This is a genomic window from Enterobacter sp. 18A13 (genome assembly GCF_007035975.1).
GTDB lineage: Bacteria > Pseudomonadota > Gammaproteobacteria > Enterobacterales > Enterobacteriaceae > Enterobacter > Enterobacter vonholyi.
In genome coordinates, this window is the sequence record NZ_AP019634.1 from 1754726 (window position 1) to 1769658 (window position 14933).

Annotated in this window: 17 protein-coding genes; 16 read left to right on the forward strand and 1 reads right to left on the reverse strand. The window is 54.9% G+C overall.

Annotated elements, in window-relative coordinates; all coding sequences use genetic code 11:
* Positions 1-4: 4 nt before the first annotated feature.
* The 15 genes from fabF to FOY93_RS08610 all read left to right on the forward strand — a co-directional run bounded on the left by fabF (position 5) and on the right by FOY93_RS08610 (position 13705).
* A complete protein-coding gene (gene fabF, locus FOY93_RS08540; RefSeq protein WP_032639670.1) occupies positions 5-1246 on the forward strand; it encodes a beta-ketoacyl-ACP synthase II in 1242 nt (413 codons plus the stop codon).
* Positions 1247-1366: 120 nt separating this feature from the next.
* Positions 1367-2176: an aminodeoxychorismate lyase gene (gene pabC, locus FOY93_RS08545; protein ID WP_143344935.1), complete on the forward strand. Its 810-nt coding sequence runs from the start codon at positions 1367-1369 to the stop codon at positions 2174-2176.
* 2 nt (positions 2177-2178) lie between these two features.
* The gene (gene yceG, locus FOY93_RS08550) at positions 2179-3201 is read left to right on the forward strand and encodes a cell division protein YceG (RefSeq protein WP_143344936.1); all 1023 of its coding nucleotides are present in this window, start codon (positions 2179-2181) and stop codon (positions 3199-3201) included.
* Positions 3191-3832 (forward strand): dTMP kinase, encoded by a 642-nt coding sequence (gene tmk / locus FOY93_RS08555; RefSeq protein ID WP_133294167.1) that lies wholly within the window; start codon positions 3191-3193, stop codon positions 3830-3832. Before yceG ends, tmk begins: the two co-directional genes overlap by 11 nt.
* Positions 3829-4833, forward strand: coding sequence for a DNA polymerase III subunit delta' (gene holB / locus FOY93_RS08560; RefSeq protein WP_133294168.1), 1005 nt, complete (start codon positions 3829-3831; stop codon positions 4831-4833). Before tmk ends, holB begins: the two co-directional genes overlap by 4 nt.
* A gap of 10 nt (positions 4834-4843) precedes the next feature.
* Positions 4844-5638, forward strand: coding sequence for a metal-dependent hydrolase (locus FOY93_RS08565; RefSeq protein WP_133294169.1), 795 nt, complete (start codon positions 4844-4846; stop codon positions 5636-5638).
* Between the two features lie 297 nt (positions 5639-5935).
* Positions 5936-7369 (forward strand): PTS glucose transporter subunit IIBC, encoded by a 1434-nt coding sequence (gene ptsG / locus FOY93_RS08570; RefSeq protein WP_023311158.1) that lies wholly within the window; start codon positions 5936-5938, stop codon positions 7367-7369.
* A gap of 247 nt (positions 7370-7616) precedes the next feature.
* Complete coding sequence (gene hinT, locus FOY93_RS08575; RefSeq protein ID WP_014069796.1) at positions 7617-7976, forward strand: purine nucleoside phosphoramidase; 360 nt, start codon at positions 7617-7619, stop codon at positions 7974-7976.
* Between the two features lies 1 nt (position 7977).
* The gene (locus tag FOY93_RS08580; protein ID WP_111965547.1) at positions 7978-8352 is read left to right on the forward strand and encodes a YcfL family putative periplasmic lipoprotein; all 375 of its coding nucleotides are present in this window, start codon (positions 7978-7980) and stop codon (positions 8350-8352) included.
* Positions 8353-8365: 13 nt separating this feature from the next.
* Positions 8366-9010, forward strand: a complete 645-nt coding sequence (gene lpoB, locus FOY93_RS08585; RefSeq protein WP_197737691.1) for a penicillin-binding protein activator LpoB — start codon at positions 8366-8368, stop codon at positions 9008-9010.
* Positions 8991-9815 carry a thiamine kinase gene (thiK, locus tag FOY93_RS08590; RefSeq protein ID WP_143344937.1) on the forward strand — a complete coding sequence of 275 codons (825 nt, stop codon included), beginning with the start codon at positions 8991-8993 and terminating at the stop codon, positions 9813-9815. The genes lpoB and thiK overlap by 20 nt, the downstream gene beginning before the upstream one ends.
* A gap of 11 nt (positions 9816-9826) precedes the next feature.
* On the forward strand, positions 9827-10852 hold the full coding sequence (nagZ, locus tag FOY93_RS08595; protein ID WP_143345713.1) for a beta-N-acetylhexosaminidase: 1026 nt from the start codon (positions 9827-9829) through the stop codon (positions 10850-10852).
* A gap of 34 nt (positions 10853-10886) precedes the next feature.
* Positions 10887-11429: an alpha/beta hydrolase YcfP gene (gene ycfP / locus FOY93_RS08600; protein ID WP_008500781.1), complete on the forward strand. Its 543-nt coding sequence runs from the start codon at positions 10887-10889 to the stop codon at positions 11427-11429.
* Between the two features lie 238 nt (positions 11430-11667).
* Entirely contained in the window at positions 11668-12972 is a 1305-nt protein-coding gene (locus tag FOY93_RS08605) for an NAD(P)/FAD-dependent oxidoreductase (protein WP_008500780.1), read from the forward strand.
* Positions 12973-13165: 193 nt separating this feature from the next.
* The gene (locus FOY93_RS08610; protein ID WP_008500779.1) at positions 13166-13705 is read left to right on the forward strand and encodes a glycine zipper 2TM domain-containing protein; all 540 of its coding nucleotides are present in this window, start codon (positions 13166-13168) and stop codon (positions 13703-13705) included.
* A gap of 59 nt (positions 13706-13764) precedes the next feature.
* Here FOY93_RS08610 and FOY93_RS08615 read toward each other — a convergent pair whose 3' ends face one another.
* Positions 13765-14400, reverse strand: a complete 636-nt coding sequence (locus tag FOY93_RS08615) for a TetR/AcrR family transcriptional regulator (protein ID WP_024909039.1) — start codon at positions 14398-14400, stop codon at positions 13765-13767.
* A 244-nt stretch (positions 14401-14644) separates the two neighbouring features.
* Here FOY93_RS08615 and bhsA point away from each other — a divergent pair, with 244 nt between their 5' ends.
* The gene (gene bhsA, locus FOY93_RS08620) at positions 14645-14902 is read left to right on the forward strand and encodes a multiple stress resistance protein BhsA (protein WP_023616599.1); all 258 of its coding nucleotides are present in this window, start codon (positions 14645-14647) and stop codon (positions 14900-14902) included.
* The last annotated feature ends 31 nt before the right edge of the window (positions 14903-14933 follow it).

Consider the following 14933-nt stretch of genomic DNA (forward strand, 5'->3'; position numbering starts at 1 on the left):
AAACGTGTCTAAGCGTCGTGTAGTTGTGACCGGACTTGGCATGTTGTCTCCTGTCGGCAATACCGTAGAGTCCACCTGGAAAGCTCTCCTTGCCGGTCAGAGCGGCATCAGCCTAATCGACCATTTCGATACTAGCGCCTATGCAACGAAATTTGCTGGCTTAGTAAAGGATTTTAACTGTGAAGAGATCATCTCGCGCAAAGAACAGCGCAAGATGGATGCCTTCATTCAATATGGAATTGTCGCTGGCGTTCAGGCCATGCAGGATTCTGGCCTTGAGATTACGGAAGAGAACGCAACCCGTATCGGCGCCGCTATCGGCTCCGGGATTGGCGGTCTTGGCCTGATCGAGGAAAACCATACATCTCTGATGAATGGCGGCCCGCGTAAGATCAGCCCGTTCTTCGTTCCGTCCACGATTGTTAATATGGTGGCGGGTCACCTGACCATCATGTTCGGCCTGCGTGGGCCAAGCATTTCTATCGCGACCGCCTGTACGTCTGGCGTACATAACATCGGCCAGGCCGCGCGCATTATTGCGTACGGCGATGCAGATGCTATGGTTGCCGGCGGTGCTGAAAAAGCCAGTACCCCGCTGGGTGTTGGCGGTTTCGGCGCAGCCCGTGCGCTGTCTACCCGTAATGATAACCCGCAGGCGGCAAGCCGTCCGTGGGATAAAGACCGTGACGGCTTCGTGCTGGGCGACGGGGCGGGCATGATCGTACTGGAAGAGTACGAACACGCGAAAAAACGCGGTGCGAAAATTTATGCTGAAGTCGTTGGCTTTGGTATGAGCAGCGATGCGTACCACATGACGTCTCCTCCGGAGAACGGTGCAGGTGCTGCGCTGGCGATGGAAAACGCAATCCGTGATGCGGGTATTACCCCGGCTCAGATTGGCTATGTTAACGCGCACGGCACGTCTACTCCTGCAGGCGATAAAGCTGAAGCTCAGGCGGTTAAATCTATCTTCGGCGAGTCTGCCAGCCGCGTACTGGTGAGCTCCACGAAGTCCATGACCGGTCACCTGCTGGGCGCGGCGGGTGCAGTAGAGTCAATCTACTCCATCCTTGCGCTGCGCGATCAGGCTGTTCCGCCAACCATCAACCTGGATAACCCGGATGAAGGTTGCGATCTGGACTTCGTTCCTCACGAAGCGCGTCAGGTTAGCGGTATGGAGTACACCCTGTGTAACTCCTTCGGCTTCGGCGGCACCAACGGTTCTCTGATCTTCAAAAAGATCTGATCCTGACCTCCCGATAGCTTTTAAAAAGGTCCGCTTGCCGGGCCTTTTTTATTAAGGCTAATCTTCTTGTCGGCTGCATGACATCCTGCCAGACTAAACGCCCACGCATAAGGAGCCACCATGTTTTTAATCAATGGCCTTGAGCAGGACACGCTGCCTGCCAGCGACAGGGCGATACAGTTCGGTGATGGTTGCTTTACGACGGCGCGCATTCTGGATGGCGATGTCTGCCTGCTGGAGGCGCATATTCGACGCCTGCAGCATGGCTGTGAAAAGCTAATGATCCCTTTTACGCACTGGGACATGCTGCGTCAGGAAATGTGCCAGCTCGCGTCAAAGAAGCACAGCGGCGTACTCAAGGTTATCATCAGCCGCGGCAGTGGTGGCCGGGGGTATAGCGCTGCATCATGTCTCAACCCAACGCGAATCCTCTCCGTATCTGCTTATCCCGCGCATTACTCTCGCTGGCGAGAAGACGGCGTCACGCTGACGCTGAGCCCGGTGCGACTGGGACGAAACCCGATGCTGGCCGGGCTTAAGCATCTCAATCGCCTGGAGCAGGTGCTCATTCGTACTCATCTTGAACAGACGGACGCCGATGAGGCGCTGGTTCTTGACAGCGAAGGGTTCATTACGGAATGCTGTGCGGCTAATTTACTCTGGCGGCAGGGAGGAGAGGTGTTCACTCCGTCGCTGGAACACGCTGGCGTAAATGGGTTAATGCGTCAGTTTTGTCTGGAACAGCTGGCACGCTCTGGCTTTCGCGTTGTCGAAGTTAGTGCAGGAGAAACCGCGCTAAAGGCCGCAGATGAAGTCATCATCTGCAACGCGCTGATGCCTGTTGTACCCGTCCGTGCGTATGGCCAACAACGCTGGTCCTCGCGCGAGCTGTTTCAGTTTTTAGCCCCGATATGTGAGCAAATCAGATAGTCATGAAAAAAATGTTGCGCTTTGTCCTTATCCTCATCGTCGCGCTGGGCATCGCTGGCGGAGCAGGCGTATGGAAAGTTCGCCAGCTGGCTGACAGCAAGATCCTGGTTAAAGACGAAACGATCTTTACCCTGAAAGCGGGAACCGGCCGTCAGGCGCTTGGGGAACAGCTCTATGGCGACAAGATTATTAATCGTCCACGGGTCTTCCCGTGGTTATTGCGCGTGGAGCCTGAGCTGTCACATTTCAAAGCCGGGACCTATCGCTTTACGCCTGGAATGACCGTCAGAGAGATGCTGCAGCTGCTCGAAAGCGGCAAAGAAGCCCAGTTCCCTCTGCGGTTTGTGGAAGGGATGCGCCTGAGCGATTACCTTAAACAGCTGCGCGATGCGCCGTATATCAAACATACGTTAAAAGACGATAGCTATCAGACGGTAGCAGAAGCGCTGAAGCTTGAGCATCCGGAATGGGTGGAAGGCTGGTTCTGGCCAGACACCTGGATGTACACGGCAGGCACGACCGATGTGGCCATCCTTAAGCGGGCGCACAAAAAAATGGTCGCCGCAGTGGATGCCGCCTGGCAGGGGCGAATGGAAGGATTGCCTTACAGCGATCAGAACCAGTTCGTAACCATGGCCTCGATCATTGAGAAAGAGACCGCCGTTGCCGCCGAGCGCGATCGGGTGGCGTCGGTGTTTATCAACCGTCTGCGTATCGGCATGCGTCTGCAAACCGATCCTACCGTTATCTACGGCATGGGCGAGAGCTACGCCGGCAAGATCTCACGAAAAGATCTGGAGACGCCAACGGCGTATAATACCTACGTGATTAGCGGTTTACCGCCAGGCCCGATTGCCACGCCGAGCGAGGCGTCGCTAAAAGCAGCCGCGCATCCGGCTAAAACACCGTATCTCTATTTTGTGGCTGATGGAAAAGGGGGGCACACCTTTAACACCAACCTTGCCAGCCACAACCGCTCTGTTCAGGACTATCTGAAGGCACTTAAGGAAAAAAATGCGCAGTAAATACATTGTCATTGAGGGACTTGAAGGGGCGGGTAAAACCACTGCCCGCAACGTGGTAGTGGATACGCTCAAATCACTTGGCGTGGCGGACATGGTGTTTACCCGTGAGCCGGGCGGCACGCAGCTGGCTGAAAAGCTGCGCAGCCTGGTGCTGGATATTAAATCCGTCGGCGACGAAGTTATCACTGACAAAGCCGAAGTGCTGATGTTCTACGCGGCGCGCGTGCAGCTGGTTGAGACGGTGATCAAACCCGCCCTGGCCGAGGGTAAGTGGGTGATCGGTGACCGTCACGATCTGTCGACTCAGGCGTATCAGGGCGGCGGACGCGGCATCGACCAGACCATGCTGGCAACGCTGCGTAATGCCGTACTGGGAGATTTTCGCCCCGACCTGACGCTCTATCTGGATGTAACCCCGGAAGTGGGCCTCAAGCGTGCCCGCGCGCGCGGCGAGCTGGACCGCATAGAACAAGAGTCGTTTGATTTCTTTAACCGCACCCGTGCGCGCTATCTTGAACTGGCCGCACAGGACAGCTCAATTTGTACCATCGATGCGACGCAATCCCTGGACGACGTCACGCGTGACATTCAGCAAACCGTGACGCAGTGGGTGCAGGAGCAGCAGGCATGAAATGGTATCCATGGTTGCGCCCGCACTTTGAACAGCTGATCGGCAGCTATCAGGCGGGGCGGGGGCATCATGCGTTACTGATTCAGGCATTGCCGGGAATGGGCGATGACGCGTTGATTTATGCCATCACCCGTTTTCTGATGTGCCAGCAGCCGGAAGGGCATAAGAGCTGCGGCAAATGCCGCGGCTGCCAGCTGATGCAGGCGGGTACACATCCTGACTACTACACCCTTGAGCCTGAGAAGGGTAAAAGCGCGCTGGGTATCGATGCCGTGCGGGAAGTCAGTGAAAAATTGTATGAACACGCGCGGCTGGGCGGCGCTAAAGTGGTCTGGCTTAAAGACGCCACGCAGCTGACCGAGGCGGCCGCTAATGCCCTGCTGAAAACCCTGGAAGAGCCACCGGTGAAAACGTGGTTTTTCCTCTCGTGCCGCGATCCGGGACGATTACTGGCGACGCTGCGTAGCCGCTGTCGTCTTCATCACCTTGCGGTTCCTCAGGAATCGTGGGCGCTGAGCTGGCTGGAACGAGAGGTGACAACGTCACCTGAGAGCGCGCTGTCCGCCTTGCGCCTGAGCAGCGGCGCGCCTGCGGCGGCGCTGGCATTACTGCAGCCTGACGTCTGGTCAGAGCGAGAAACGCTCTGCCGTGCCATCGAAACGGCACTGAATAACCACGACTGGCTAAGTTTACTGCCTGCGCTTAACAGCGATCGGGCCGTTGATCGGCTGCACTGGCTGGCCTCCTTGCTGCTGGATGCGCTCAAAATCCAGCAAGGGGCAACGCTTTTGACCAACCCGGATGCGTGGCCGCTTGTGAATACGCTGGCGAACCGCCTCTCAGGGACGGTTCTTCACGCTATGCTTCATGAAATTTGCCAAAGCCGTGAACAGCTTTTAACCGTAACGGGGCTTAATCGCGAGCTTTTACTGACCGACCAGTTACTGCGTATCGAACATTACCTGCAACCCGGCGTCACACCGCCTGTTTCCCATCTCTGAGAGAGACATTATGTTTTTAGTCGACTCACACTGCCATCTTGATGGCCTGGATTATCAATCCCTGCATGAAAACGTGGATGACGTGCTGGCAAAAGCCGCTGCCCGCGATGTGAAATTTTGCCTTGCGGTGGCGACGACGCTGCCGGGCTATCGCTCCATGCGTGAGCTGGTGGGCGTTCGCGATAACGTGGTGTTCTCCTGCGGCGTGCACCCGCTGAATCAGGACGAGGCCTACGACGTTGAGGATCTTCGCCGCCTGGCAGCAGAAGAGGGCGTGGTGGCGATGGGCGAAACCGGGCTGGACTATTTTTACACGCCGGAAACCAAATCTCGCCAGCAGGAGTCCTTCCGCAACCATATTCGCATTGGCCGTGAACTGAATAAGCCGGTTATCGTCCACACCCGCGATGCACGTGCGGATACGCTGGCGATCCTCCGGGAAGAAAACGTGACGGATTGCGGTGGCGTACTACACTGTTTCACAGAAGACAGAGAAACGGCGGGTAAGCTGCTTGATTTAGGCTTTTATATCTCGTTTTCGGGGATCGTGACGTTCCGTAACGCTGAGCAGCTGCGTGATGCTGCACGTTATGTTCCGCTCGATCGCATTCTGGTGGAGACAGATTCTCCGTACCTGGCACCGGTACCGCATCGCGGTAAAGAGAACCAGCCCGCAATGACCAGAGATGTGGCTGAGTACATGGCCGTTCTGAAGGGCGTCAGTATCGATGAGCTGGCCCGCGTGACGACGGAAAACTTCTCCGCGCTGTTCCATATTGACCCCGCCCGCCTGCAATCTGTCTGATACGCCTGTTTTTTTTAGGCTCGTAATTAATAAGTAAAGCGAGTAAAGTTCACCGCCTCATTTGGGGCGGTGAGGGTGTTTTTAGACACATCCGGACATGCTTTTTGTAAATAACTGAAAGTTTTTCGACCGCCTTAAGCTGAAACGTGATAGCCGTCAAACAAACTCAGAGGGAATTATTTTACTCTGTGTAATAAATAAAGGGCGCTTAGATGTCCTGTCCACGGCACGGTACTCCCCCCGGGCCAATGCGTGAAAGCGTAAAAAAAGCACAAATACTCAGGAGCACTCTCAATTATGTTTAAGAATGCATTTGCTAACCTGCAAAAGGTCGGTAAATCGCTGATGCTGCCAGTATCCGTACTGCCTATCGCAGGTATCCTGCTGGGTGTCGGTTCTGCTAACTTCAGCTGGCTGCCAGCCGTAGTGTCCCACGTGATGGCCGAAGCAGGCGGTTCTGTCTTTGCTAACATGCCACTGATCTTCGCGATCGGTGTGGCTCTGGGCTTCACCAATAACGACGGCGTTTCTGCGCTGGCTGCAGTGGTTGCCTACGGCATCATGGTGAAAACCATGGCTGTTGTTGCGCCGCTGGTTCTGCATTTACCGGCAGAAGAGATCGCCGCGAAACACCTGGCAGACACCGGTGTTCTGGGCGGTATCATCTCCGGTGCGATTGCAGCGTATATGTTTAACCGCTTCTATCGCATCAAGCTGCCTGAGTATCTGGGCTTCTTTGCGGGCAAGCGTTTCGTTCCGATCATTTCTGGTCTGGCAGCGATTTTCACTGGCGTGATCCTGTCCTTCATCTGGCCACCAATCGGCTCTGCTATCCAGACCTTCTCTCAGTGGGCTGCTTACCAGAACCCGGTTGTGGCGTTTGGTATCTACGGCTTCATCGAGCGTTGTCTGGTGCCATTCGGTCTGCACCACATCTGGAACGTTCCTTTCCAGATGCAGATTGGTGAATTCACCAACGCGGCAGGCCAGGTATTCCACGGCGATATCCCACGTTACATGGCGGGCGACCCAACTGCAGGTAAACTGTCTGGTGGCTTCCTGTTCAAAATGTACGGTCTGCCAGCAGCGGCGATTGCTATCTGGCACTCTGCTAAGCCAGAGAACCGTGCAAAAGTGGGCGGTATTATGATCTCCGCAGCGCTGACCTCGTTCCTGACCGGTATCACCGAGCCGATCGAGTTCTCCTTCATGTTCGTTGCGCCGATCCTGTACGTTATCCACGCGATTCTGGCGGGCCTGGCGTTCCCAATCTGTATCCTGCTGGGTATGCGTGACGGTACGTCCTTCTCTCACGGCCTGATCGACTTCATCGTTCTGTCCGGTAACAGCAGCAAACTGTGGCTGTTCCCTATCGTGGGTGCGTGCTATGCCGTTGTTTACTACACCATCTTCCGCGTGCTGATTAAAGCACTGGACCTGAAAACTCCGGGTCGTGAAGATGCGACAGAAGACAGCAAAGCTGGCGCTACCAGCGAAATGGCTCCGGCACTGGTCGCAGCGTTCGGCGGTAAAGAGAACATCACTAACCTGGACGCGTGCATCACTCGTCTGCGTGTGAGCGTTGCCGACGTAGCGAAAGTAGACCAGCCGGGTCTGAAAAAACTGGGCGCAGCGGGCGTAGTTGTTGCAGGTTCTGGTGTACAGGCAATCTTCGGTACCAAATCCGATAACCTGAAAACCGAAATGGATGAGTACATCCGCAGCAACTAAGTTGTGACCTGGGGAGACTAAGGCAGCCGAATGGCTGCCTTTTTTATTTGTGTCTTAAAAAACGCCACTGAGGCACAAGAGCGGTCACTCTTCAGTCAGCTGATGAACATTCAGGAAAGAAATCGAGGGAGGAGGTTGAAAGGACAGGAGAAACTCGCTCATACTCTTGCATTGTGTCACACACCGATCCCGGGAGTGTGTTTACAGCGGACGCATTGCGCCAGATTAAACAAAAAAGGAAAAGGTCATGGCTGAAGAAACGATTTTCAGTAAAATTATCCGCCGCGAAATTCCGTCGGATATCGTCTATCAGGATGAACTAGTGACGGCTTTCCGGGACATTTCCCCTCAGGCCCCGACGCACATCCTTATTATTCCCAATATTCTGATTCCGACTGTAAACGACGTAAAAACCGAGCATGAAGTGGCGTTAGGTCGTATGCTGACGGTGGCCGCGAAAATCGCTGAACAGGAAGGCATTGCACAAGACGGTTATCGTCTGATCATGAACTGCAACCGTCACGGTGGCCAGGAAGTTTATCATATTCACATGCATCTGCTGGGTGGTCGTCCTCTGGGACCGATGCTGGCACATAAAGGTCTTTGACATGCTTAAAGGGCGTATTGCAGCGCTGATAATGACGATGATGATTGTGGGGTGCAGCTCGCGCCCGGCGATCCCCGTGAATGATGAACAGACGCTGGTCATGGAATCCTCCGTGCTTGCCGCGGGCATCACGGCGCAACAGCCCGCGTTGACTATCAGTGAAATCAACTCATCTGCCTCCTCTACGCTCTTTAATGAAAGACATGAGCCCGTGACGGTCCACTACCGTTTTTTCTGGTATGACGTAAGAGGTCTTGAAATGCATCCGCTGGAGGCGCCTCGCAGCGTCACCATTCCGGCCAGGTCGTCGGTAACGCTCTATGGCAGCGCCAACTATCTGGGTGCACATAAGGTGAGACTTTATCTTTATCTCTGAGGGGTGAACCTTGATTAAAAATTTGAGCCGCTATGCGCTCGTGACAGCTTTCGCTCTGTTCCTGGCAGGGTGTGTGACCCGAACTGAACAGCCAGCGCCTGTGGAAGAGGCGAAACCGGGCACTGAACAGCCGACGCCGCCAACGCAGCAGCAGCCAACCGTGCCGTCTGTGCCGTCTATTCCGTCACAGCCAGGCCCGATTGAACATCCGGACCAGACGTCACAACCCACGCCGCGCGTGCGTCATTACGACTGGAACGGCGCAATGCAGCCCATGGTCGGCAAAATGCTGCAGGCACAGGGCGTGACGGCAGGTAGCGTGTTGCTGGTTGATAGCGTGAACAACCGTACCAACGGTTCGCTGAATGCGGGTGAAGCGACGGAAACTCTGCGCAATGCCCTGGCAAACAACGGTAAGTTTACGCTGGTCTCAGCTCAACAGCTCGCGGTAGCCAAACAGCAGCTGGGCCTTTCGCCGCAGGATAGCCTCGGTACCCGCAGCAAGGCGATCGGTATTGCCCGTAACGTTGGCGCACAGTATGTGCTTTACTCTAACGCCACCGGTAACGTGAATACACCAGCCCTGCAGATGCAGCTGATGCTGGTTCAGACAGGCGAAATTATCTGGTCAGGTAAAGGTGCGGTTACGCAACAATGACAGCACGCGTGAAGAGATTCTGACGCGCTATTTTCCTCAGTACCGCCTTATCGCGCCGCAGGCCCATTCCGGGCTTGGCGGCGCGAGTTGCATTATAGCGCAGGGCGAACAACGTCTGGTCTTGCGGCAAAACCATGACCCCGATGCGCCTGCCTCCCATTTCCGTCGTCAGTTTCGCGCCCTGAGGCGTCTACCGTCAGATCTCGTGCCTGCCCCTCGTTTTTTCAGACAGGGCTGGATGGCCGTCGACTATCTGGAAGGTGATGTTAAAAGCGCGCTGCCGGACACGCCTGTGCTCACGGCGATGCTGTATCATCTGCACCAGCAGCCACGTCTGGGATGGCGAATTACGTTATTCCCGCTGCTTGAACACTACTGGCAGCAGGCCCTGCCTGACAGGCGCACCCCAATGTGGCTGGCGCATCTCAAGCGGCTGCATAAAACGGGCGAGCCGCAGCCGATACGGCTCTCGCCGCTGCACATGGATGTTCATGCCGGAAATATTGTGCATACGTCAGCGGGCATCAGGCTTATCGACTGGGAATATGCCGGAGATGGCGATGTGGCGCTGGAGCTGGCGGCCGTCTGGACGGAGAGTGAAGCCGCGCGGCAAATGCTCATCATGGATTACGCCCAGGTGGCACACATTAACGCCGACGCGCTGAAGCGTCAGGTCAAACGCTGGCGGCCCTGGGTCGTCATGTTAATGGCTGGCTGGTTTGAAATCCGCTATCGGCAGTCCAGAGACAAACAATTTATTGCGCTGGCAGACGATGCCTGGCGTCAGTTACAAACTAAAGGATAAGAGAGGTGGATGTGGGTCCAGTCATGTTGGATGTAGAAGGGTTTGAGCTGGATGCGGAGGAGCGTGAAATTCTGGCGCATCCGCTGGTGGGGGGGCTTATCCTGTTTACCCGCAACTATCACGATCCGGCGCAGCTGCGTGAGCTGGTGCGTCAGATCCGCGCCGCGTCGCGCAACCATCTGGTTGTGGCCGTCGATCAGGAAGGCGGACGCGTGCAGCGTTTTCGCGAAGGGTTTACCCGCCTGCCGGCAGCCCAGTCTTTTGCCGCGCTGCTCGGCACGGAAGAGGGCGGGAAACTGGCGCAGGAGGCCGGCTGGCTGATGGCTAGCGAAATGATTGCCATGGATATCGACATCAGTTTTGCCCCGGTTCTGGACGTGGGGCATATCAGTGCCGCCATTGGCGAGCGCTCGTACCATGACGATCCGCGCATTGCGCTTGCCATGGCGACCTGGTTCATCGACGGAATGCACGATGCCGGGATGAAAACCACCGGGAAACACTTCCCGGGCCACGGGGCGGTCACGGCGGACTCGCATAAAGAGACCCCGCGCGATCCGCGCCCGGAAGCGGAGATCCGCGCCAAAGATATGTCGGTGTTCAGGTCGCTTATCACCGACAACAAGCTTGATGCCATCATGCCTGCGCACGTGATTTATAGCGACGTTGACCCGCGTCCTGCCAGCGGCTCTCCGCACTGGCTGAAAACCGTTTTGCGTCAGGAACTGGGCTTCAATGGCGTGATCTTCTCTGACGATTTATCGATGGAAGGGGCGGCGATTATGGGCAGCTACGCTGAACGTGGTCAGGCGTCGCTGGATGCAGGTTGCGATATGATCCTGGTCTGCAATAATCGTAAAGGTGCCGTTAGCGTGCTGGATAACCTGTCGCCGATCAAAGCTGAGCGTGTTACACAATTGTATCATAAAGGTTCATTTAGCCGTCAGGAGCTGATGGATTCGGCGCGCTGGAAGACGGTCAACGCCCGGCTTGAAGACCTGAATGAGCGCTGGCAGGCACATAAAGCCAGCCTGTAAACCCTCCCGGAAGGCGTAGCGTGGTGAGAAGACGATGATCATCTATTTACACGGTTTTGACTCAAACAGCCCTGGTAATCATGAGAAGGTGCTGCAGCTGCAGTTTATCGATCCGGATGTACGGTTGATCAGCTACAGCACGCGCCATCCGAAGCACGATATGCAGCATCTGCTCAAAGAGGTGGACAAGATGTTGCAGCTCAACGTCGACGATCGCCCGTTGATCTGCGGCGTGGGGCTGGGCGGCTACTGGGCGGAGCGCATTGGCTTCCTGTGCGACATCCGTCAGGTGGTATTCAATCCTAACCTGTTCCCGAACGAGAACATGGAAGGCAAAATTGACCGCCCGGAAGAGTATGTCGATATTGCAACCAAGTGCGTGAGTAATTTTCGTGAGAAAAACCGTGACCGCTGTCTGGTGATCCTGTCGCGTAACGATGAGGCGCTCAACAGCCACCGGGCGGCAGAGCTGCTGCATCATTATTACGAAATTGTCTGGGACGAAGAACAGACCCACAAGTTCAAAAACATCTCCCCGCACCTGCAGCGTATCAAAGCATTTAAAACGCTGGGTTAATTCCTTACCTGCAGGCGTCGAAGCCCGGCCGTGAAAGCGTGCCGGGCTTTCTTTTTGACCAAAATTGTCTACTTTTAAGCCATCAAAACTTGATGCATATCAATTTTGGTATGACCAATGCGCCTGACGTGGTATTCTCAATGCACCTGAATGGTTTCAGTGCTGTAACCTGTTGTTAATTAAGGGTTATTTTTATAACTTTTAATTAACAATTGGTTAATAATTTGAGGGGGTCACGTTGACTACGCCATTGAAAAAGATAGTGATTGTAGGCGGTGGTGCTGGCGGGCTGGAGCTGGCGACACAGTTGGGTAAGAAGCTGGGTCGCGGTAAAAAAGCCAAAATCACGCTCGTGGATCGTAACCACAGCCACCTGTGGAAACCGCTGCTGCACGAAGTGGCGACCGGCTCTCTGGACGAGGGCGTGGACGCGCTCAGCTATCTGGCGCACGCGCGCAACCACCATTTCCAGTTCCAGCTGGGCTCGGTGGTTGACATCAACCGTGAAAGCAAAACCATCACCCTGGCAGAGCTGCGCGATGAAAAAGGGGAGCTGCTGGTTCCTGAGCGCAAACTGCCGTATGACACGCTGGTCATGGCGCTGGGCAGTACCTCTAACGACTTCAACACGCCGGGCGTGAAAGAACACTGTATCTTCCTCGATAACCCGCACCAGGCGCGTCGTTTCCATCAGGAAATGCTGAACCTGTTCCTGAAGTACACCAGCAATATGGGTGCGAACGGTAAGGTGAATATCGCCATTGTCGGCGGCGGTGCGACGGGCGTTGAGCTGTCTGCGGAGCTGCACAATGCGGTGAAGCAGCTGCACAGCTACGGTTATAAAGGATTAACGAATGAAGCGCTGAACGTCACGCTGGTCGAAGCCGGTGAACGCATTCTGCCCGCGCTGCCTCCGCGTATTTCCGGTGCGGCGCACAATGAACTCACCAAGCTGGGCGTGCGGGTGTTGACGCAGACCATGGTGACCAGCGCCGACGAAGGCGGCCTGCACACCAAAGACGGCGAGTATATCAAAGCGGATCTGATGGTCTGGGCGGCCGGCATCAAAGCGCCTGACTTTATGAAAGATATCGGCGGCCTGGAAACCAACCGCATCAATCAGCTGGTGACGGAGCCGACGCTGCAAACCACGCGTGACCCTGAAATCTTTGCTATCGGTGACTGCGCCTCCTGCGCGCGTCCTGAAGGTGGATTTGTGCCGCCGCGCGCGCAGGCCGCTCACCAGATGGCAAGCCTGGTCCTGCACAACATTCTGGCGCAGTACAAAGGCAAGCCAATGAAAGCCTATGTCTACAAAGACCATGGTTCTCTGGTGTCTCTGTCAAACTTCTCTACCGTCGGCAGCCTGATGGGTAACCTGATGCGCGGCTCGATGATGGTAGAAGGGCGCATTGCCCGCTTCGTGTATATCTCCCTCTACCGTATGCACCAGATTGCGCTGCACGGCTATTTCAAAACCGGGCTGATGATGCTGGTCGGCAGAATCAACCGCGTGATCCGTCCGCGCTTGAAGCTGCACTAATCTTTCACTCCCTCCGGGCTCTCCGGAGGGAGTTTTTAGCATTTCATGCTGTAGATCACAGATTGAGTGCTTAAGAGTTCTCCTAAATACAATATATCTCCTCTGAACGCCCCTTTTTTGATCCTTTATCTGATTGGCGAAGCCGTGCCTCCATTGCAAAATTGTTACCAATAGCAACAAAGGAGGAAGTCCCGTGAATAAATCAATGTTGGCGGGTATAGGGATTGGCGTCGCGGCTGCGTTAGGTGTGGCTGCCGTTGCCAGTCTCAACGTATTAGATCGCGGCCCGCAGTATGCGCAGGTGGTTTCTGCTACACCGATTAAAGAAACGGTAAAAACGCCTCGTCAGGAGTGCCGTAACGTCTCCGTGACGCATCGTCGTCCGGTGCAGGATGAAAACCGTATCGCCGGTTCTGTTCTGGGCGCGGTAGCGGGTGGCGTGATTGGTCACCAGTTCGGCGGCGGCCGGGGTAAAGATGTGGCGACCGTGGTCGGCGCGCTGGGTGGCGGCTATGCCGGTAACCAGGTTCAGGGCGCGATGCAGGATAACGATACCTACACCACGACTCAGCAGCGCTGCAAAACCGTCTATGACAAGTCGGAAAAAATGCTGGGCTATGACGTGACGTACAAAATTGGCGATCAGCAGGGCAAAATCCGCATGGATAAAGACCCGGGCACGCAAATTCCACTGGATGGAAATGGCCAGCTGGTTCTGAATAACAAAGTGTAAAAAAGATGTTCTCTGAATTTAGCTCCTCATGCGCTCAGGCTGAGGAGCTTTTTTTTGCTTCAGATTTTCAGTAGCTCAGGCCACAGCCGCAGCGTGGTTTCGCTTATATTCTGCAGTTTTTCCAGCGTAGCCCCTTCACGGGCGCTGATCGACATCCCCTGCAAAATACAGCTCAGGTATTGCGCCAGCAGCTGTGGGTTGCACTGGGCAGGGATTTCACCGCGCTGCTGGCGCTGAGCCAGAAATGCGCTAAGCGTCTCCTCCTGCATGGCATGCCGCGATTTCACCGTATTGGCAATCTCTTTAGAGGACGCCGCCAGGGTGGCAGAGGTATTAATCATAAAGCAGCCCGCAGGCGTCTCTTTACTGGTGAAGCAGGTCGCGACGGCGGTGAAATAATCCCGAAGCGCCTGTTCGACGCTTTTCTCTTCACAAAACAGCTGGGCTTCGTGTTTCGCCGCAAATCGCGAAATGTATCTGTCCAGCACCGCCCTGAACAGCCCCTCTTTATTGGTAAATTCGGCATACAGCGTCGGCGCTTTTGCTCCGGTAGCTTCTACCAGATCGGAAAGCGAGGTTGCTTCATACCCATGTTGCCAGAAGAGAGTCATGGCCTTATCAAGCGCTGCATCCCTGTCAAACACTTTTGGTCGGCCACGGCTTTTCTTCGCACAACTCGTGACGTCGGTTGTCATGTGCCGTTGGTCCTCTGTTGGTTTGTTGAATGACCATTATAAAAATAAACGCAAGTCACCACCAGCGCTGAATGCTTAAAAATAAATTAATCATATGAGTATGAAAAATAACGACTTTAAAATTAAGTTAATGGTCATTATAAAATTATGTTGACGCGTGATATGGATCACATTTATGATTTACCTATCGATCGTTAACTAAATGATTAACGACCTCCAAATTCATCTGCTAAAGGTAAACATCATGAAAAACGTAAAAACCCTCATCGCTGCCGCTGTTCTGAGTTCACTCTCTTTCGCAAGCTTTGCTGCTGTACAGGTGCAATCCACCCCTGCTGACCAGCATAAAGTCGGGACGATCTCTGCCTCTGCCGGGACTAACCTGGGTTCCCTGGAAGATCAGCTGGCGCAAAAAGCGCAAGAGATGGGCGCAAAATCTTACCGCATCACCTCTGTGACCGGTCCTAACACCCTGCACGGCACCGCCGTCATCTACAAATAAGCCGGGCATAAACCCTCATTTATGCCACTGC

What these genes read in the sequence shown, in the direction of transcription:
- pabC (WP_143344935.1), top strand. Translation starts at nt 1,367, where the DNA reads ATGTTTTTAATCAATGGCCTTGAGCAGGACACGCTGCCTGCCAGCGAC.
- yceG (WP_143344936.1), top strand. Translation starts at nt 2,179, where the DNA reads ATGAAAAAAATGTTGCGCTTTGTCCTTATCCTCATCGTCGCGCTGGGC.
- tmk (WP_133294167.1), top strand. Translation starts at nt 3,191, where the DNA reads ATGCGCAGTAAATACATTGTCATTGAGGGACTTGAAGGGGCGGGTAAA.
- holB (WP_133294168.1), top strand. Translation starts at nt 3,829, where the DNA reads ATGAAATGGTATCCATGGTTGCGCCCGCACTTTGAACAGCTGATCGGC.
- FOY93_RS08565 (WP_133294169.1), top strand. Translation starts at nt 4,844, where the DNA reads ATGTTTTTAGTCGACTCACACTGCCATCTTGATGGCCTGGATTATCAA.
- ptsG (WP_023311158.1), top strand. Translation starts at nt 5,936, where the DNA reads ATGTTTAAGAATGCATTTGCTAACCTGCAAAAGGTCGGTAAATCGCTG.
- hinT (WP_014069796.1), top strand. Translation starts at nt 7,617, where the DNA reads ATGGCTGAAGAAACGATTTTCAGTAAAATTATCCGCCGCGAAATTCCG.
- FOY93_RS08580 (WP_111965547.1), top strand. Translation starts at nt 7,978, where the DNA reads ATGCTTAAAGGGCGTATTGCAGCGCTGATAATGACGATGATGATTGTG.
- ycfP (WP_008500781.1), top strand. Translation starts at nt 10,887, where the DNA reads ATGATCATCTATTTACACGGTTTTGACTCAAACAGCCCTGGTAATCAT.
- FOY93_RS08615 (WP_024909039.1), bottom strand. Translation starts at nt 14,400, where the DNA reads ATGACAACCGACGTCACGAGTTGTGCGAAGAAAAGCCGTGGCCGACCA.
- bhsA (WP_023616599.1), top strand. Translation starts at nt 14,645, where the DNA reads ATGAAAAACGTAAAAACCCTCATCGCTGCCGCTGTTCTGAGTTCACTC.